Source organism: Amycolatopsis umgeniensis, assembly GCF_014205155.1.
Classification (GTDB): Bacteria; Actinomycetota; Actinomycetes; order Mycobacteriales; family Pseudonocardiaceae; genus Amycolatopsis; species Amycolatopsis umgeniensis.
The window spans coordinates 2,907,868-2,925,871 of the sequence record NZ_JACHMX010000001.1; the positions used below are offsets into that span (position 1 = coordinate 2,907,868).

16 protein-coding genes are annotated in these 18,004 nt (G+C 68.4%); 6 read left to right on the forward strand and 10 right to left on the reverse strand.

Annotated features, from left to right (window positions below; genetic code table 11):
• Positions 1-17 precede the first annotated feature (17 nt).
• The 3 genes from HDA45_RS13270 to HDA45_RS13280 all read left to right on the forward strand — a co-directional run bounded on the left by HDA45_RS13270 (position 18) and on the right by HDA45_RS13280 (position 1,638).
• Positions 18-797 carry an IclR family transcriptional regulator domain-containing protein gene (locus HDA45_RS13270; protein ID WP_184905589.1) on the forward strand — a complete coding sequence of 260 codons (780 nt, stop codon included), beginning with the start codon at positions 18-20 and terminating at the stop codon, positions 795-797.
• 41 nt (positions 798-838) lie between these two features.
• The gene (locus tag HDA45_RS13275) at positions 839-1,333 is read left to right on the forward strand and encodes a GNAT family N-acetyltransferase (RefSeq protein WP_184895121.1); all 495 of its coding nucleotides are present in this window, start codon (positions 839-841) and stop codon (positions 1,331-1,333) included.
• Positions 1,334-1,443: 110 nt separating this feature from the next.
• Positions 1,444-1,638 (forward strand): hypothetical protein, encoded by a 195-nt coding sequence (locus HDA45_RS13280; RefSeq protein WP_184895123.1) that lies wholly within the window; start codon positions 1,444-1,446, stop codon positions 1,636-1,638.
• A gap of 224 nt (positions 1,639-1,862) precedes the next feature.
• Here HDA45_RS13280 and HDA45_RS13285 read toward each other — a convergent pair whose 3' ends face one another.
• Complete coding sequence (locus tag HDA45_RS13285) at positions 1,863-2,300, reverse strand: TIGR03618 family F420-dependent PPOX class oxidoreductase (RefSeq protein ID WP_184895125.1); 438 nt, start codon at positions 2,298-2,300, stop codon at positions 1,863-1,865.
• 40 nt (positions 2,301-2,340) lie between these two features.
• On the opposite strand from HDA45_RS13285, the gene HDA45_RS42790 reads away from it, so the two are divergent.
• Positions 2,341-2,472: a hypothetical protein gene (locus tag HDA45_RS42790; RefSeq protein WP_281400740.1), complete on the forward strand. Its 132-nt coding sequence runs from the start codon at positions 2,341-2,343 to the stop codon at positions 2,470-2,472.
• A 3-nt stretch (positions 2,473-2,475) separates the two neighbouring features.
• On the opposite strand, the gene HDA45_RS13290 is transcribed toward HDA45_RS42790, so the two are convergent.
• Positions 2,476-3,747 carry an aminotransferase family protein gene (locus HDA45_RS13290; RefSeq protein WP_184895127.1) on the reverse strand — a complete coding sequence of 424 codons (1,272 nt, stop codon included), beginning with the start codon at positions 3,745-3,747 and terminating at the stop codon, positions 2,476-2,478.
• 215 nt (positions 3,748-3,962) lie between these two features.
• On the opposite strand from HDA45_RS13290, the gene HDA45_RS13295 reads away from it, so the two are divergent.
• Entirely contained in the window at positions 3,963-5,912 is a 1,950-nt protein-coding gene (locus HDA45_RS13295; RefSeq protein WP_184895129.1) for an NPCBM/NEW2 domain-containing protein, read from the forward strand.
• A gap of 144 nt (positions 5,913-6,056) precedes the next feature.
• Here HDA45_RS13295 and HDA45_RS13300 read toward each other — a convergent pair whose 3' ends face one another.
• The 8 genes from HDA45_RS13300 to HDA45_RS13335 form a co-directional block, all read right to left on the reverse strand.
• Positions 6,057-6,752, reverse strand: coding sequence for an FCD domain-containing protein (locus HDA45_RS13300; protein ID WP_184895131.1), 696 nt, complete (start codon positions 6,750-6,752; stop codon positions 6,057-6,059).
• Positions 6,753-6,756: 4 nt separating this feature from the next.
• The gene (locus HDA45_RS13305) at positions 6,757-7,542 is read right to left on the reverse strand and encodes an SDR family NAD(P)-dependent oxidoreductase (RefSeq protein ID WP_184895133.1); all 786 of its coding nucleotides are present in this window, start codon (positions 7,540-7,542) and stop codon (positions 6,757-6,759) included.
• Between the two features lie 2 nt (positions 7,543-7,544).
• A complete protein-coding gene (locus tag HDA45_RS13310) occupies positions 7,545-9,254 on the reverse strand; it encodes a hydantoinase B/oxoprolinase family protein (protein WP_184895135.1) in 1,710 nt (569 codons plus the stop codon).
• The gene (locus HDA45_RS13315) at positions 9,251-11,311 is read right to left on the reverse strand and encodes a hydantoinase/oxoprolinase family protein (protein WP_184895138.1); all 2,061 of its coding nucleotides are present in this window, start codon (positions 11,309-11,311) and stop codon (positions 9,251-9,253) included. The genes HDA45_RS13310 and HDA45_RS13315 overlap by 4 nt, the downstream gene beginning before the upstream one ends.
• Positions 11,308-12,939 carry a thiamine pyrophosphate-binding protein gene (locus HDA45_RS13320; RefSeq protein ID WP_184895140.1) on the reverse strand — a complete coding sequence of 544 codons (1,632 nt, stop codon included), beginning with the start codon at positions 12,937-12,939 and terminating at the stop codon, positions 11,308-11,310. The genes HDA45_RS13315 and HDA45_RS13320 overlap by 4 nt, the downstream gene beginning before the upstream one ends.
• A 770-nt stretch (positions 12,940-13,709) precedes the next feature.
• Positions 13,710-14,339, reverse strand: a complete 630-nt coding sequence (locus tag HDA45_RS13325) for a pyridoxamine 5'-phosphate oxidase family protein (protein WP_184895142.1) — start codon at positions 14,337-14,339, stop codon at positions 13,710-13,712.
• The gene (locus tag HDA45_RS13330) at positions 14,332-15,489 is read right to left on the reverse strand and encodes an NAD(P)/FAD-dependent oxidoreductase (RefSeq protein WP_184895144.1); all 1,158 of its coding nucleotides are present in this window, start codon (positions 15,487-15,489) and stop codon (positions 14,332-14,334) included. The genes HDA45_RS13325 and HDA45_RS13330 overlap by 8 nt, the downstream gene beginning before the upstream one ends.
• Positions 15,473-16,486, reverse strand: a complete 1,014-nt coding sequence (locus tag HDA45_RS13335; protein WP_184895146.1) for a glutathione S-transferase family protein — start codon at positions 16,484-16,486, stop codon at positions 15,473-15,475. The genes HDA45_RS13330 and HDA45_RS13335 overlap by 17 nt, the downstream gene beginning before the upstream one ends.
• A gap of 96 nt (positions 16,487-16,582) precedes the next feature.
• On the opposite strand from HDA45_RS13335, the gene HDA45_RS13340 reads away from it, so the two are divergent.
• On the forward strand, positions 16,583-17,959 hold the full coding sequence (locus tag HDA45_RS13340) for a WS/DGAT/MGAT family O-acyltransferase (protein WP_184905591.1): 1,377 nt from the start codon (positions 16,583-16,585) through the stop codon (positions 17,957-17,959).
• Positions 17,960-18,004: the final 45 nt, after the last annotated feature.

The following is an 18,004-nucleotide window of genomic DNA, read 5'->3' on the forward strand; positions in this document are numbered from 1 at the left end:
CCCGGCGAGAGGTCGAGATGACGCCTGCCGCACGATCCCTGGACACCACCGCTCCCCCGAAACGCACCCCCGGCGCCAGCAGCTCACGCAAAGTCCTCCAGCTGCTGCTCTCCTTTTCCGAACGCCGGTGGGACGCGAGTGTCGCCGAACTCGCCGCGAGGATCGGCACCCCCGTGGCCACGACATATCGCTATGTCGCGCTACTGAAGGAACTCCAACTACTGGAGGAGGGCAAGACAGGCCGCTATCACGTGACGAGCCAGGTGATGCCGCTCGCGCGGGCGGCGCAACTGGCCAACGACCTCGCCCGGCTGGCACGTCCCGCGATGGAGGAGGCGGCGCGCGACCTCGGCGAGACGGTCCTGCTGTTCCAGCATTTCGGCGATTCCGCGGTCTGCGCGGACCGGGTCGAATGCGAACGCGCGATGCGCTTCACGTTCCAGCCAGGCCATTCCGTCCCGCTCGGCGCCGGCGCGTCGGGCAAGATGCTGCTCGCCATGCTGCCGGAAGGCGAACGCGAAAGACGTCTTTCGTCGATCGTGCAGCGTCGCGGGCCCAGCGTGCGGGAAGAGGTCAAACGCGCCGGTGTCAACCGGTATTCGGTCAGCTGGGGCGAACTGGACGACGGCGTCTGGTCGTGTTCGGTGCCGATCCCGAGCACCGGGCACCGGCCCGCGGTGCTGAGCCTCGCCGCCCCCGCGACCCGCATCAGCGACGAAGCGAAGCGGGCCGCCATCGTCGCGCTCCAGTCGTACGCGAGCCGGATCCACCGCGCCGTTTCGTCGTTCTCTCTTTAATTCGCGCGCGACCGCTCCCGCCGAGGGGTAGAACTCGACTCGTGATCCGACCGGCGACACCCGAAGACCTGCCCGCGCTCCAGGACATCGAACGAGCCGCGGGCGAGCCGTTCCGCGCGCTCGGCATGGCCGCGATCGCCGACGACGACCCGCCTTCGCTCGCCGATCTCGCGGCCTACCAGAGCGTCGGTCACGCCTGGGTCTGCGACACCGGCGACGGCCCGGTGGCGTACCTGCTCGCCGAGGTCGTCGACGGGCACGGCCACATCGAGCAGGTGTCCGTCCATCCGGACCACGCGCGGCGAGGTCTCGGACGACGGCTGATCGAGCACGCGGCGGAGTGGGCTTCGCGCGAAGGGCTCGCCGGACTGACGCTGACGACGTACGCCGAGGTGCCCTGGAACGCGCCGTACTACGCCCGGCTCGGCTTCGCGACGCTCGACGAGGACGACCTCACCGACGGTCTGCGAGCCATCCGAACCCACGAAATCGCCCGTGGCCTGGACGCGTGGCCGAGGGTGACCATGCGGCGATGACCCGCACGGGGGGTTCGATTGGCCACGCCTATCGAACGTGTGTTCTACTGTGCGCGCCGGCCCCGGAGGGGGAAGCTCCGCGGGCCGGCACCGGAGCAGAGGAGACACGGATGGCGGTCAAGATCACCCATCTCACCAATGGCCAGCAGGTGCGCTTCGCCAACGCGGACGGCGCCCGGCGCTATGCCGAGATCATCGGCGGCGGCGTCGACAAATGGCGGTTCACCGTGGTCAGCGGGCATGAGCTCCCGGAAATGTCGGGACGGGTGGTCCATGTGCCGGTATGGCGGATGACCTCCCGGTGACACCCGGACCGTCCGCGTGGATCACCACCGCGGACAACGAGGGCGACGAACTCCGTCTCCGCTGAGACCGGCGGTGTCATGAAGGGACCTGGTCCCGTCGGCTGTGCCCCTCATGACCGAGTTCGAGCCCTCGTGCACGTCGCGAGGCGTGACATGAAGGGGCCTTTCACGGCTGAATTCGCCGTGGGAGGCCCCTTCATCGCGTCGGCACTTCGCGCCTCGCCTCAGGACTCCGGCAGGATTCCGCGCCGGAAGGGCTCGACTCCGACCACGTGGCGAACGCGATCCGGCTCGACGAGGATCTTGACCCGCCGCTCGCCGGGGATCCGCCATTCGAACCGGTCGGTTCCGACGTACTTCTTCGCCAGCCGGTCCATGCAGCGGTCCGCCTCGTCACCCTCGACGAACTCGACGGCGCGGCCGTGGATCACGACCCGGTCATAGGGATTGCCCGCGTCCACGCAGGAGAGCGACACCCGCGGATCGCGGCGCAGGTTTTCCTCCTTCACGCGGCCGACGGCGGTGTTGAACACGATGTGCTCGCCCTCGACGTCGATCCACATGGGCGACACCTGGGGCGAACCGTCCTGGTTCACCGTGGCCAGATGCCAGAAGTTCGGCGCCACGACCCAGTCACGGACCTGCTCGCTCAATCCGGCCACCCGGCTCCCCTTTCCCCGTCACGCTGGTAGAACCTGCTTGGTGAACCACTTCTACCACCGCATCGACAGCATCGGCGCCCGAGTCGAACTGGTCGATCTCTCCGCACAAGACGGCTTCCTGAACACCTGGAAGCCAGATGCGGCACCGATGCCGCTGCTCGAACTCCCGTAGCCGTCAGACCAGCCGGTCCAGCGCTCGAGGCAGGGCCGAAGCGAGCAGATCCAGTTCGGCCTCCCCCGCGATCAACGGCGGCGAGACCGCGATCCCCTTGGCGAGGTTCCGCACGAGGACGCCCTCCTCCCGCGCCGTCCGCTGCAGCCGGTTCGGCGCGCCCGCGTCGGACGCGAGGAAATCGGCCTCGAGTTCCACCGCGCCGAGGAAGCCGAGCCCGGCCCGGACCTCCGCGACCAGCGGATGCGAAGCCAGTCCGGAAAGCGCGTCCGCCAGCGGCTTCTCCAGTTCGCGCCCGCGCGGGATGAGCCCGTCGCGCTCGTAGATGTCCAACGTCGCGTTCCCCGCGGCGCAGGCGACGGGGTGCCCCGCGTACGTCGCGCCGTGCCGCAGCACCGGCGCGCCCGGCTTGCCGGTGAAGAACGGCTCGGCCACCTTCGGCGCGACGATCAGCGCGCCCAGCGGGATCGTCCCGCCGGTGATGCCCTTCGCGGTCGTGATCATGTCCGGCTTCACGGCCCACCGGTCGATGCCGAACCAGGTCCCCAGCCGCCCGAACGCGGCGATCACACAGTCCGCGACGAACAGCACGCCGTGTTCGCGGCAGATCTCCGCGACCGTCTCGATGTACCCGTCCGGCGGCAGCAGGACCCCGCCCGCGCCGATCACCGGTTCGCAGAAGAACGCCGCGACCCGCTCCGGCCCGACCCGCCGGATCTCCGCTTCGAGCGCTTCCGCGCTGTCGTAGGGCACGTGCGAGATGTCGCTCGGCAGCGGCCCGAAGCCCGTCGCGTTGGCCGCGATGCCGCCGACGGCCGTACCGAAACCGTGCGTGCCGTGGTAGCCCTGCACCCGCCCGATGACGTGCACCTTCTCCGGACGCCCGGTATGCGAAAAATGCGCTCGCGCGATCTTGACGGCGGTGTCGATGACGTCGCCGCCGCCCGAACCGAAGAACACCTTCGAACCCGGTTCCGGTGCCAGCGCGGAAACCCGCTCGGCGAGCTTCAGCGCGGGCTCGTTGGCGTTGTAGCCGAACAGGTTGTACGAGTCGAGCGTCCGCAACTGGTCCGCGACGGCCTGCGCGATCTCCTCGCGCCCGTGCCCGAAGTTCGCGTACCAGAGCGACGCGGTCGCGTCGAAGTAGCGCTTCCCCTCGTCGTCCCAGACATAGGAACCCTCACCGCGGGCGATGACCAGCCGGTCTCCGTCGACCGCCCCCATGTCCGCGAAGGGGTGCCACAACGGATTGCGCGCGGACGCCGACGAAACCATGATCTTCCTCCTCGTGCTCGTGCCCCCATCCTCACCCGGATCCGGCCGGGACGCGAACACTCCATCGTGCACAGTTCGCGCCGCGGACCTGTCCGGTCTGTCGCCGCAACCTCCGGTGAATTTCCCACACCATCCCATCGGCCCTTGACCAGCGGTGGCCGATCCTGTTGCTTGATGGGTGAGTTTGTTCAAAGTTGAGCATTCTGGAGGAACTTATGCGTCGTCTAGCCGGCACGCTCGTCGCCGCCTGCACGCTCACCGCCCTCTGCGCCGTCCCGGCGACAGCGGCCGAAAGCCCACCACCTGTCGCGACACCGCCGATGGGCTGGAACAGCTGGAACAAATTCGGCTGCGACATCACCGAACAGCTGATCCGCGAAACCGCCGACGCCATGGTGTCGTCCGGGATGAAGGCCGCGGGCTACCAGTACGTCAACCTCGACGACTGCTGGGCCGAGAAGAACCGCACCCCCGACGGGAAATACGAACCACACCGGACAAGGTTCCCCAGCGGCATCAAGGCCCTGGCCGACTACGTGCACGGCAAAGGCCTGAAGCTCGGCATCTACACCAGCGCGGGCACGGAAACCTGCGCGCGGACCATGCCGGGTTCGCTCGACCACGAAGAAGTCGACGCGCAAACGTTCGCGGACTGGGGAGTCGACTACCTCAAATACGACAACTGCCACAACCAGGGCCGTCCCGCGCTGGAGCGGTACACGAAAATGGGTGAGGCGCTGAAGAAGACCGGCCGCCCGATCGTCTACGCCCTCTGCGAATGGGGCGAGAACAAGCCCTGGGAATGGGGCAAGGGCGCGGGGGCGCAGTTGTGGCGCACCACCGGCGACATCAGCGACACCTGGTCGAGCATGACGAACCTCCTCGACCAGCAGGTCGGCTTGGAAGGCTATGCCGGGCCCGGCGGCTGGAACGACCCGGACATGCTCGAGGTCGGCAACGGCGGCATGACCGACACGGAGTACCGCTCCCACTTCGCGCTCTGGTCGCTGCTCAACGCCCCGCTGCTGGCGGGCAACGACCTGCGCTCGATGTCCGAAGCGACGAAGAAGATCTTGCTGAACAAGGATCTTCTCGCGGTCAACCAGGACTGGGGCGGCAAGCAGGGCCGCAAGGTCCGCGACGACGGCGACACCGAAGTCTGGGCCAAGCCGATGTCGGACGGCTCGAACGTCGTCGTGCTGTTCAATCGCGGTGGCGCGCCGGCGACCCTGTCCGCCACCGCCAAGGAGATCGGTGCCCCGGCCGCGGCGGGCTACCGTGTCCGGGATCTGTGGACAGGCGCCGAGACCGATTCCGCCGGAGTCCTGCGGGCAGGGCTGCCGAGCCACGGTTCCGCGGCCTTCCGGGTTTGGCCGTCGAAGCAGCCCAAGGCCGCGCCGCATACGACGCTTTCCTTGCGGTCTCCCGAATTCGCCGCCGCCGACAAGCCGTTCACCACGACACTCCAGGTGTTCAACGACGGCAGGACACCGCTGACCGAGGGCAAGGTGAAGCTCACCGTCGGAGCGGGCTGGAAGCCGGACGGCAGCACCGAGGTGAGGATTCCCGCTGTCGCGCCGGGAAAGTCGTGGGAGCGGAGCTGGACCGTGCGCCCGTCGTCCCCGGTCGGCGACCGCGTCGAGGTCTCCGGCCGGATCGACTACCGGACGTCATCGGGTGCGCGATCCTTGTCCGTCCACGGAAGCGCTCCCCTCGTGAAACCGCCCGCCGCCGGGACGAGCGCGCTGTCGAAGGCGGCGTTCATGACGGCGGACAACGGCTACGGGCCGGTGGAACGCGGGACCAGCAACGGTGAATCGAGTGCCGGTGACGGGCACGAGATGAGCATCGGCGGGGTGACCTACGAAGACGGGCTGGGCGTCCACGCGCCGTCGAAGGTCCGGCTCTACCTCGGCGGCGGATGCGCGTCGTTCAGTTCGTCCGTCGGTGTCGACGACGAGAAGGCCGGGGGCAGTGTGGCGTTCGAGATCGTCGGTGACGGCAAGCGGCTGGCGAACACCGGTGTGCTCAAGCGCGGCCAGGCGGCGCAGAAGCTTTCCGTGCCGCTGAGCGGGGTGCGGGTGCTCGATCTGGTCGTGACGGACGGCGGTGACGGCGTCGATTCCGACCACGCCGACTGGGCGGGTGCGACGCTGAACTGCTGACGCCTCGCGAGAACCGTCCTAGCCACTCACGAAAGCCGTCCGTGAAGGCCTCCTTCCCTACCTTGAGCGTAGGGAAGGAGGCCTTCACGGACGTGCGATCCACCGCCAGCCACATCCGGCAGACGCCGTAGACACCCTCACCACTCACGAGCCGCGGCGATCGTAAGCGGCCAGAAGCTGCTTTTCCGCATCCCGCAGGTACTTCTCCAGCGCCGTCTCCGCGGGCCCGAACCGCCCTCGCTCCAGATCCCGCAGGATCCGCTCATGCCGCTCCAGGAACGGCTCGAAGAACGCGCGCGTGTTCTCCGCCAGCACGAAGAAGAGCCGTGTCTCCGCCAGCACCTGGCGCATCGTCGTGCTGACCCGCTCGCTGTCCGCCAGATCGCCGAGCGCCTGATGGAACGCGATACTCGCGGTCCCGACGGCCTGCCAGTCGCCTTCGTCGGCCGCGGCACGCCCCTCCCGCACCGCTCGGGCGACAGCAGAAAGATCCACAGTGGACAGTTCGGACGCGCGCCGCAGCGCACCGCATTCGGTGACCCGCCGCATGACGTAGAGATCCGAGATGTCCTGCGCCGTCAGCTCCCGTACGAACACGCCTCGGTTGAGTTCGTGTACCGCGAGCCGTTCGTGCGCCAGCAGCTGGAACGACTCCCGCAAGGTGTTGCGCGAAACGCCCAGCGCGGCGCTGATCGACGGTTCGGAAAGCCTCGACCCAGGTGGGAAGACGCCTTCGGTGATGCGCTGGCGCAGGATCTCGGCGACCCGTTCCGCTGTCCCGCTCCGTTCGAGCAGTGGTCTGTCGCGGGCAAGCGTCTCCTCGGCATCCACAGTGGACACAGCGTTACCTGACGCCGAGTTCGAAGTCGAGACTGTACCGATTCCCCGGCATGGCACCGGCGGCTTTGGCGCCGTCGATCGGGAGCGCGACCCCGTTGACGAACCGCGATTCGTCGCTGGCCAGGAAGACGACGGCCTTCGCGACCTCCCACGCCTCGCCGACCCGCCCGGCGGGTGTGCTCGCGGTCAACTGGTGTTGCTTGGCCTCGAATTCTTCCGGTGACGCGAGCGTGCCGCGCAGCATGTCGGTGTCGATCGCGCCCGGGTTGACCGTGTTCGCGCGGATCCCCTGGTGCGCGTGCGCGACGGCGATCGACTTCGTCATGCCGACCAGCGCGTGCTTCGTCGCGTTGTACACGGGGTCGCCGGGGCGGCCCATCACGCCGCCGTTGGACGACGTCGTGACGATGCTGCCCGCCTTCCGCGCGAGCATATGCGGCAGCACCGCCCGGATGCCGAGGAAGGCCGCCCGCACGTTCAGCGCGAAGATGTTGTCGAATTCCGCCAGCGTGGTGTCCGACAATGGCTTGCCGAGGTGGATGCCGACGTTGTTGAACAGCACGTCAATCCGGCCGGTTTCGGCCAGCACGCCGCGGACGAACCCGTCGACCTGACCCTCGTCGGTGGCGTCCACAAGGGAGTGTGTGACGCCTTCGACGGACTCGGCGGGTTCGCGGATGTCGCTGGAGAACACGGTCGCGCCCTCGGCGACGAACTCCTTCACGGTGGCGAGACCGATACCCCTCGCGCCCCCGAAGACCACCGCGACCTTGTCTGCCAGCCGACCCATGCTCATGTCCTCCCTCTCGACGAAACAGCCGTGTAGTCCTCCGGAAGGCGCACGAGCGCCTCGGGATCTCCGTGATAGGTGACTTCGACGCCGTACAGCTCGCGCGCCGCGCTCGGCGAGATGTACCTGTCGACGACGTCGGCGAGCACGGCTTCCGGATCCCGCTCGAACGGGTCGCCGTAACCACCGCCGCCCGGCAGGAACACGTTCACCACGTCGTACGGGCTCAGGTTCACCCGGGTCTTCGACGGCAGGGGACCTCGCGTCAGCTCGAACCGGCCGACGGCTCCGTCCTGCCCTGAGTCCACACCGGACGCCGGTCGGCGCACCCGGTCGACGTTCCCGTTGACACTCCACGAGATCTCGCCACGGGCAGCCATCGTGGTGCACTGGCCGAGGCCGCCGCGCCACCGTCCCGCGCCTCCGGAATCCGTGCGCAGCACACGTTCACGCTGGATCAGCGGGGCCATCGTCTCGATGACCTCCGTCGGCGTGGACCGCAGCCCGCTCGGGAATCCGGTCGTATTGAGTCCGTCCTTTGTGGACCGTGCGCCGATCCCGCCGGTTTGGAAGACGTTGAGCATGAACTCGCGGCCCTCGGCGTCGATACCACGCCAGATCGTCATCCACAACGCGTCCGCGCTGTGCGCCAAGGCAGTGCCGGGTATCACTTCGTGCAGCGCGGTGATCAGCAGCGAAGGCAGGAAGTGCCCGATCAGATGCCGGGACGCGACCGGCGCGGGCGGTGTGCAGTTCAGCACCGAACCCTCCGGAGCGGTGACGCGCACCGGCCGGAACGAACCCGCGTTGTGCGGCACTTCCGGGGAAATGGCCGCCTTGACCGCGAATGAGGCGTACGCGCGGGTGTAGTTGAGGACGACGTTGATCCCGCGGCGGCTCTGCGGCGACGAGCCGTCGAAGTCGAGGTGGATCTCGTCACCGTCGATCGTCACGGTGACCTTGAGGACGACCTCCTCGTCTTCGAACCCGTCGGTCACCAGCTCGCTGGTGTAAGCGCCGTCCGGCAGTTTCGCCAGCGCGTCCCGAAGCGCCCGCTCGGACCGGTTCATGATCTCCGCGGCGATGTCGTCGAGGGTGTCCAGGCCGAATTCCTCCAGCAGCCGCACCAAACTGGCGGCCCCGACCTCGTTCCCGGTGACCTGGGCGTACAGATCGCCGATGGTCTCCTCCGGGGTGCGGACGTTCGCGCGGATCAGCGATTCGAGATCCGCGTTGACCACGCCCGCGCGGAGGAACTTCATGATCGGCAGGCGCAAACCCTCTTCGAAGACCTCATTGGCCTCGGCCGAAACCAGCCGCCCGCCGATGTCCGGTGCGTGACAACAGGAAGCGAACCACGCGACCAACCGTCCCCGCAGGAACACCGGCGTGGCGACGGTGATGTCGTTGATCTGCCCCGCCGTCTGCCACGGATCGTTGGTGAGCAGGACGTCGCCCGGTGCCAGGGTCTCCGGCGGGTACGCGGCGACGAAATGGTGCATCCCGGTCGCCATCGCGTTGATGTGGCCGGGAGTCCCGCCGACGGACTGGCCGATCATCTCGCCGCGCGAGTCGAACACCGCGCAGGCGAGATCGAGCGATTCCCGCACCACGGAAGAGAACGCCGTGTTGACGAGCGCGTTCTGCTGCTCCGCGAGGATCGAATGCAGCCGGTTTCCCAGCACTCCCACGAGGATCGGGTCGACACTCATACCGTCACCACCAGGCTGGCATCCTCGCCGACCACGCAGTGAGCGCCCGGAGGAACGACCACGGTGGACTCGCGTTCTTCCACGATGGCCGGGCCTTCGACGCGATCACCCGGCTTCAGTCGGTACCGGTCGAACACCGCCGTGTCGACAAAGCCACCGTCGGCGGGGAAGTACGCCGGACGACTCCCCTTGCGCGCGTCGCCTTCGGCCACCGCGTCCGCGAGTTTCAGAGTGACTTCGGGCACCGGGCCACGGGAAACGACCCGCCAGTTGAGCACCTCGATCGCGACGTCCGGCCCGGTCCGCCGGTACAGCGTCCGATAGGTCTCGGTGAAAGCGGCGACCAGCGACTCCGGCCAGTTCCCCCGCTCGACCGGTACGCGGATTTCGTAGCCCTGCCCGGAATACCGCATCTCGGCGATCCGCCGGTGCGTCACCTCCGCACCGTCCACACCGGACTTCTCCAGCAGCTCCCCGCCCTCGGCCTCCATCTCGGCGAACAGCGCGTCGACCTGTTCCCCAGAGAGATCGAGTATCGCCGAACGCTCCGAGCGCACGAAGTCGAAGGCCAGTGGCGCGGTGAGGAATCCCGCCGCGCTCAGCACGCCGGCTGCCGGCGGGGCGACCACTTCGGGTGCGCCGAGCGCCCGCGCCACGCCGACACCGTGCACCGGTCCGGCGCCGCCGAAAGTGAACATCGGCAACTTCGCCGGATCCTTGCCGCGCTCGACGGCGTGGACACGCGCGGCGTTGGCCATGTCCTCGTTGACGCTCGTGTGAATACCCCAAGCGGCCTCTTCGACGCTGACCCCGAGCGGCCCGGCGATCTTCGCGCGAATCGCCTCGCGTGCGCCCTCGGCGTCCAAAGTCATTCCGCCACCGAGGAAATATCCGGGATCCAGATAGCCGAGCACGAGGTCGGCGTCGGTCACGGTGGGCTCGGTGCCACCTCGTCCGTAGCAGACCGGGCCGGGCTCGGACCCCGCCGAATCCGGGCCGACGGTGAGCAGGCCGAGCGCGTCGATACGGGCTATCGAGCCGCCGCCGACGCCGATCTCGATCATGTCGGTGACGGGCACCTTGACCGGCAGCCCCGACCCCGGCAGCAGCCGGTACTTCCGGTCGACCTCGAACTCGTGCGTCACCAGCGGCGTACCACCGGAGATCATGCACAGTTTCGCCGTCGTGCCGCCCATGTCGAAGGCCAGCAAATCCTCGACACCGGTCGCGGAACCGATCGCGGACGCGGCCAGTGCCCCGCCCGCCGGACCGGATTCGAGGATGCGGATCGGGTAGCGCGCGGCCGTGTCGACGGTCGCGATCCCGCCGTTGGACAGCATGATGTGCGGCGACGGGCGCACCCCTGCCGCGTGCAGGCGCCGTTCCAGATCGCGCAGGTAGCGTTCGGTGAGGTCCTGCACATAGACGTTTGCGACCGTGGTGGACGCGCGTTCGAACTCGCGGATCTCCGGGACGACCTCGCTGGACAACGCGATCCGCAGCCTCGGCGCGACATCCTGGAGCACCTCGGCGGCGCGCCGTTCGTGCGCGGGATTCGTGAAGGCGTGCAGGAAACAGATCGCCACCGCGTCGATCCCACGAGCGTCGAGCTCGCGGCCGAGACGAGCGACGTACTCCTCGTCCAGTCCTGTGTGGACGGAGCCGTCGGCGAGGATCCGCTCGGGGACGTCGAACCGCAGATGGCGCGGGACAAGCGGCGTCGGCAACTCGATGAGCAGGTCGTACAGTTCGTACCGATGTTCGCGCCGCATCTCCAGCACGTCACGGAAACCGGCTGTCGCCAGCAGGGCGGTCCGCGATCCCTTGCGTTCGATCAGCGCGTTCGTGACCAGTGTGGTGCCGTGCACGAACTGCTCGACGTCGGCCGCGTCCAGTCCGGCTTCGGCGAGTGTCCTCTTTAGACCTTCCTCAACGGCGCGAGCGGGCTCGTCGTGTGTCGTCAGCACCTTGCCGACGGCGACGATCCCGGTTTCGTCGAGCACGCAGAGATCGGTGAAGGTCCCGCCGATGTCCACGCCGACGCGAAGCCCGGTCACGAAGAACCCTTGCGATACCAGCGCGGCGAGGTGTTGAGCGGCGGCGCCATCTTCGCGCGGACCACCAGCACGTTCGGCTCGTCGGACTCGACGAACTCACCGAGCAACCGGCGGAACGCGCGCCCGAACCCCGACACGCGGTCCGCGTGCACCCCGAAGGACCGGGCGAGACCCACGAAATCGGGACTGTCCCAGTCGACACCCCGGCGCGGCAGCCCGGCACGATCCTGGTCGTAGCGAAGCATCCCGTAACCGCCGTCGTCGACGATGATCACCGTGACCGGCAGCTGTTCCTGTGCCAGCGTGGCGAGATCGCCGCAGCCGAACAGGAAACCGCCGTCACCGCTGACGCAGATCGCACGGCCGGCGCCCGCGGCACCGGCGCCGAGCGCGGCGGGGAAACCGTAGCCGAGTGTGCCCCAGCCCATCGGATACGCGAGCTTGCGCGGGGCGCGGACGCGGTGGAACCCGCCGATCCAGTACCCGGCGACGCACATGTCCGCGACCACGACGGCGTCCTGCGGCAGCACTTCGTCCAAAGTGGACAGCAGATCGGCGGCCTGCGGCTCCTCTTCCTTGATCCGCTGCCGGACCCGGGCGGAGACCTTGGCGAGCCTGCCGACGAGCGCCGCGATACCCGCCCGTTCCTCGACTTTCAGGGCCTCGGTGAGCACGCGGGCATCACCGACCAGCGTGATGTCCGGCGGGTAGTTCTTGGCCGCGTCGTCCGGGTCGACGTTGATCGCGATGAGCTTCTTCGGCTGCGGCATCAGCCAGTTCTGCGTCATCAGCCCGTCGAAGTCGGTGCCGATGGCGAGGACGACATCGGCCTCGTCCCACAACGCGCCGACCTCGGGCGCGTGCACCGGGTTCGGGGCGAGACAGGGATGATCGACCGGCAGGAGGCCGCGAGCGCCGAACGTGGTGAGCACCGGCGCGGCCAGCCGTTCGGCGAGTTTGCCGATCGCCTCACCCGCCCCGGCACGCAGCGCGCCGCCTCCGGCCCAGATCAGCGGGCGATCGGCGGTGGCCAGCAGTTCCTCGGCCTCGGCGAGATCCGGGATCTCGGACGGCCGGGCGTGCGACCTCGGCGGGCGACGGGCAGGCGTCCGCTCAGACAGGAAGTCGGTGGGGATACCGACGTAAACCGGCCCGCTCTGCGGCTGGAGCGCGAGCCGGGCCGCGCGGTGAAGGGTGGCGGCGACCTGGTCCGCGCTCGGCACGGTGAACCCGGCCTTGGTGACCGGCGCGAACATCGCCTGCTGATCCGACGTCTCGTGCAGCACGCCGCGGACCACACCGGGACGCCGCAGCGTCGACGGGATGTCGGTCGCGATGACCAGCATCGGCGCGGCCGACGCCATGGCCTCGCCGACGGCGGCGAGCGTGTTCGCCGCGCCGGGCCCCGTGGTCACCAGCGCGACACCGAGCTTGCCCGTCGCGCGGGCGTAACCGTCGGCCGCGTACCCGGCCGTCTGCTCGTGCCGGACCCCGATGAGCCGGATGTCCGTATCGGCCAGCGCCTCCCATAACGGCAGGTTGTGCACCCCGGGGAGACCGAAGACGACTTCGGTCCCCAGAGCGGTCAGCGCGTCGACGAGATGCTGGGCTCCGGTGGGTGCAGGCACCTCGCCGATAGTGCCAGATCGTTCAACGATCCAGCAACCATCCTGACGTCAAGGGGGTCGTGAGTGGCGTTTCGGGTTCTAACCCGACTTACCACTCACGACCCACGCGGGCCGAGCGGTGCTTTCGCGTGACCGAGTGGACGACGCGTGTGATCAGACGGACGACACGCGTGACTGGACGGACGACATCGGCGACGGCCGAGTCCACCGCGTGTCGTCCGTCCAATCACGCGTGTCGTCCACTCGGTCACGTGTGTCGTCCCACCGATTACGCGAAACCGCCGGACCGTAGGTGCCCAAGACACGGTTAGCCCTAACCCGAATCGCCACTCACGAGCCGACGTGCTGCTCGGTTCCGGGTCCGTGGCCTTCACGCGCGGCCGCTGTGACTGCTGGTGCGCGTGGGGCGATCCGCAAGTCCGTGAAGGCCTCCTTGAGAGACCCAGGGTCCCTCAAGGAGGCCTTCACGGACTTGGGCCGGGATCAAAACCGTGCCGGAATCCCAGTAGGTACATAAGACACGGTTGGCTCTGACTCGAATCACCGCTCACGAGGGTTGCGAGGGGTTTGTCGTGGTGTCCTGAAGGCCCCCTTTGAGACGTTCACCGTCCCAAAGGGGGCCTTCGGGACACCACGGACGCGGACTCCCGTGTCCAGACGGACGACACGCGGCGGACCCGTGACCAACCGCGACCCCAATCCAGTAGGTAACCAAGACACCTACGGCTCTAACCCGAAACGCCACTCACGAACCCCAGCACCCGCCGCACCTACCGATAAAGCCCTGCCGCGTACCTATCCGGCTCGTAGTACGCCTCGAGGTCGGCGATGCTGTCCTCCGGCCGCTCGAAGGTCTTGGAGATGACCGCCCTCGACGGCATCGCGCCGGGCGTCCAGCTCTCGGGCGACCACAGCTTCGACCGCATGAACGCCTTCTGGCAGTGGTGGAAGATCTCGTCGATGTCGATCACCAGCGCGAGGTCCGGCCGGTTGCCCTTCACGATCATGTCGTCGAAGAACGGCGCCTCCCGCACCAGCCGCGCGCGGCCGTTGATCCGCAGCGTGTCACCGCGGCCCGGGATCAGGTAGATCAGCCCGACGTGCGGATTCGACAGCACGTTGCGGAACCCGTCCGCGCGTCGGTTGCCGGGGCGCTCCGGGATCGCGATCCGCTTGTCGTCCAGTACCAGCGTGAACCCGGCGGGGTCGCCCTTCGGCGAGACGTCGCAGGTGCCGTCCGCCGCCGACGTCGCGATCAGCACGAACGGCGACTCCGCCAGCCATCGCCGGTCCATCTCGTGGAGCGAGGGCCGCGCCTTGTTCGCCGTCCGCTCCAGTGGCGGCGGCAGGATCTCGCGCAGCTCCGCCTCGGTGGTGACCTCGATGAACCCGTCAGACAATGTTGTGCTCCCTCTTCACGGCCCCGTCACCGGCGAACCGGCGGACGTCGAGCTCGGTGATGTCGATGGCCGGGACCCGTCCCAGGTAGAGGTCCCGCACGAGCTCCCCCACGGCCGGACCCATCTGGAACCCGTGTCCCGAGAATCCGGTCGCGTAGAAGAACCGTGACACCTGGACGCTTTCCCCCACGATCTGGTTGCGGTCGGGGGTGACCTCGTACAACCCGGCCCAGCCGCTGCGGATCCCCGCTTCGAGCACCGCGGGCACCCGCCGAGCGGCGATCTCGGCGAGTTTCGGCAGCCAGTCACCCGGCTGGTAGCGGGTGTCGAAGCCGGGGTCGCCGTCACCGTCGCAGAAGGACATCGCCAGGCCGAGACCCTCGCGGTGGAAGTAGAAGGCCGACGGCATCTCGATGGTCAGCGGCACGGATTCGGGCAGGCCCGTGACCGGTCCGGTGAACACGACCTGCCGCCGGAACGGCCGTACCGGGAGCTCGACCCCGGCGAACTCGCCGATCTCGCCCGACCAAGCGCCCGCAGCGCAGACCACCGCGTTCGTCCGGATGAAACCGTCGCCGGTCCGGACGCCGGTGATCTCGTCGCCGTCACGCTCGATCCCGACGACCTCGACACCGGTCCTCAGCACCGCTCCGTGCCCGCGGGCCGCCCTCGCGTACCCCTGGACCGCGGAGTCCGGGGTGGCCTTGGCGTCGTCCGGCGACCACAGCGCCGCGACCACGCCTTCGGTGTCGATCAGCGGGGAGAACCGTCGCGCCTCGGCCGGTTCGACGAGACGGCTTCGGACGCCGTAGGAGTTCTGGAGTTCGGCGCAGCGTTCGAACTCGGGCAGATCGGCGGAGTCGGTGATCAAGTAGAGGTAGCCGTCGCGGCGGAAGTCGATCTCGGTGCCGTACGTTTCGGCGAACGAGGCGTACTCGGCCAGCCCCCGCAGCCCGATCTCGATGTTGACGCGCGTGGTGAACGACGACCGGATCCCGCCTGCCGCCTTCGCCGTCGAGCCCGCGCCCAGGCTGTCACGTTCGAGGAGCAGCACCGAGGCGCCGGCGGCGGCTAGCCGGTACGCGCAGCTGACCCCGATGATGCCGCCGCCGATCACGACGACGTCGGTGCGTTCAGGAAGTGGCTCCATCCGTGGCCTCGATCCGTTCGTCCTCGGGCGGCGGTCCCGGCGGCGTGCCGTCGCCGAATGGGCGTCCGCCCAGCTGCTCCCGGTGATGCGGGGTCGTCCAGCCGGACAGGTCCGGTCCCACTGGGACGATCCGAGTCGGGTTCACCTGCTCGTGCACCGCGTAGTAGTGCCGCTTGATGTGGTCGAAATCGACGGTGTCACCGAAACCCGACGTTTGGAAGAGGTCGCGGGCGTAGGCCCACAGCACCGGCAGTTCGGTCAGCTTGTTCCGGTTGCACTTGAAATGCCCGTGATAGACCGGATCGAAGCGGACGAGCGTGGTGAACAACCGGATGTCCGCTTCGGTGATCGTGTCACCGACGAGGTAACGCTGGGTTTCGAGCCGCTCGGAAAGCGCGTCCAGCATGGCGAAGAGCCGGGTGTACGCGTCCTCGTACGCACGCTGTTTGGTCGCGAAACCGGCCTGGTAGACAGCGGCGTTGACGTCGGCGAAGACACCGACGTTGACATCGTCGATCTCGTCGCGCAGCCGTTCCGGATAGAGGTCGGGCGCGCCGGGCCGGTGGAGACTGGTCCATTCGGTGGACAGATCGAGCGTGATCTGCGGATAGTCGTTGCTCACCAGCCGCTTGCTCGGAATGTCCACAATGGCCGGAACGCTGATCCCGCCCATGTAGTGCGGATCGGCCGAGTGATAGGCCTCGGCCAGGTATTTGATGCCCAGCACCGGGTCCCGGTCATCGGGATCGAGGGTGAACCGCCAGCTCTTGTCGTCCTGGATCGGGTCGGTGACGGCCACGCTCAGCGCGGACTCGAGGCCGAGCAGCCGCCGGACGACCAGCCCCCGGCTCGCCCAGGGACAGGCCCGGCTGACCACCAGCCGGTATCTCCCCGCCTCCACCGGCCAGCCGTCACGGCCGTCGGCGGTGACGCGCGCGTCGAAATGGTTGGCGGACCGACGGAACTCACCCGTCTTCGGATCGGTCGGGATCGTCATGTGAGCCACCCTAAAGCGTGAGAAGGTGGTTTCGGTGTGCGTAGACTCTGGCACCCGGCGTGCTCGCACGCCGCCGCGCGGAAGGTGGTCCCGACGATGCCGTTCATGCCCGTGACCGATTCGATGTTCCTTCTCGTGGAAACGCGCGAACATCCGATGCACGTCGGCGGACTCCAGCTGTTCAAGAAACCCGAGGACGCCGGGCCGGAGTACATGCGCGACATCCGGCGGAAACTGCTCGATTCCGACAACATGCGCGACGTGTTCCGCCGCCGTCCGGCCCGGCCGGTCAACACCGCGGGTCACGTCGCCTGGGCGACCGACAACGACCTCGAACTCGATTACCACTTCCGGCATTCGGCGCTGCCGCAGCCCGGCCGGATCCGCGAGCTGCTGGAACTGACCGGCCGCTGGCACAGCACCCTGCTCGACAGGCACCGGCCGCTGTGGGAGATCCACCTGGTCGAGGGCCTGCAGGACGGCCGGTTCGCGATCTACAGCAAGATCCACCACGCGCTGATGGACGGCGTTTCGGCGCTGCGTCATCTGCAGGGCACGCTGTCGGACGACCCGGCCGACCTCGACTGCCCGCCGCCGTGGGGCCGCAGGCCCAAACCGGACGGCGGCCGCAACGGCAAGGCGTCACCCTCGGTGCTCACCACCATGGGGAAGACGTTCAACCAGCTCGCCGGTATCGCGCCCGCCGCGATGAAGGTGGCGCGGGAGGCGTTCCAGGAGCACAGGCTCACGCTGCCGGCGCAGGCGCCGAAGACGATGCTGAACGTCCCGATCGGCGGGGCACGACGGTTCGCCGCGCAGTCGTGGTCGCTGGACCGCGTGCGCAAGGTCGCCACCGCCGCCGGGGTGTCGCGCAACGACGTCGTCCTCGCGATGTGCTCGGGCGCGCTGCGGGACTACCTGATGGAGCAGAACGCCCTTCCCGACGCGCCGCTCACCGCGATGGTCCCGGTTTCCCTGCGACGCAAGGACAGTGGGGACGCGGCGGGGAACAACATCGGCGCGCTGCTGTGCAACCTCGCCACCCACCTGACCGATCCGGCCGCGCGGCTCGCGACGATCAACGCGTCCATGCGCAACGGGAAGAAGCTGTTCTCGGAGCTGACCCCGCTGCAGACGCTGCTGCTGTCCGGGATCAACGTCGCCCAGCTCGGCGTGTCGCCGATCCCCGGCATCGTGAACAACACGAAACCACCGTTCAACCTGGTGATCTCCAACGTGCCGGGGCCGCGCAAGCAGATGTACTGGAACGGCGCGTCGCTCGACGGCATCTACCCCGCGTCGGTGCTTCTCGACGGGCAGGCGCTGAACATCACGTTGACCAGCAACGGGGACAATCTCGACTTCGGCGTCACCGGCTGCCGTCGCAGCGTCCCGCATCTGCAGCGCATCCTGACCCACCTGGACACCGCGCTCGCCGAACTGGAGCACGCGGTGTCTGTTGGGCGCGGCTGACCCTCTGGATGCGGTGAAAACCGCATCCAGAGGACTAAACGCGCC

Bases quoted from the DNA above. Each gene is read 5' to 3' on its own strand.
- HDA45_RS13270 (WP_184905589.1), top strand. From the start codon at position 18: ATGACGCCTGCCGCACGATCCCTGGACACCACCGCTCCCCCGAAACGC.
- HDA45_RS13280 (WP_184895123.1), top strand. From the start codon at position 1,444: ATGGCGGTCAAGATCACCCATCTCACCAATGGCCAGCAGGTGCGCTTC.
- HDA45_RS13290 (WP_184895127.1), bottom strand. From the start codon at position 3,747: ATGGTTTCGTCGGCGTCCGCGCGCAATCCGTTGTGGCACCCCTTCGCG.
- HDA45_RS13295 (WP_184895129.1), top strand. From the start codon at position 3,963: ATGCGTCGTCTAGCCGGCACGCTCGTCGCCGCCTGCACGCTCACCGCC.
- HDA45_RS13305 (WP_184895133.1), bottom strand. From the start codon at position 7,542: ATGGGTCGGCTGGCAGACAAGGTCGCGGTGGTCTTCGGGGGCGCGAGG.
- HDA45_RS13310 (WP_184895135.1), bottom strand. From the start codon at position 9,254: ATGAGTGTCGACCCGATCCTCGTGGGAGTGCTGGGAAACCGGCTGCAT.
- HDA45_RS13330 (WP_184895144.1), bottom strand. From the start codon at position 15,489: ATGGAGCCACTTCCTGAACGCACCGACGTCGTCGTGATCGGCGGCGGC.
- HDA45_RS13335 (WP_184895146.1), bottom strand. From the start codon at position 16,486: ATGACGATCCCGACCGATCCGAAGACGGGTGAGTTCCGTCGGTCCGCC.
- HDA45_RS13340 (WP_184905591.1), top strand. From the start codon at position 16,583: ATGCCGTTCATGCCCGTGACCGATTCGATGTTCCTTCTCGTGGAAACG.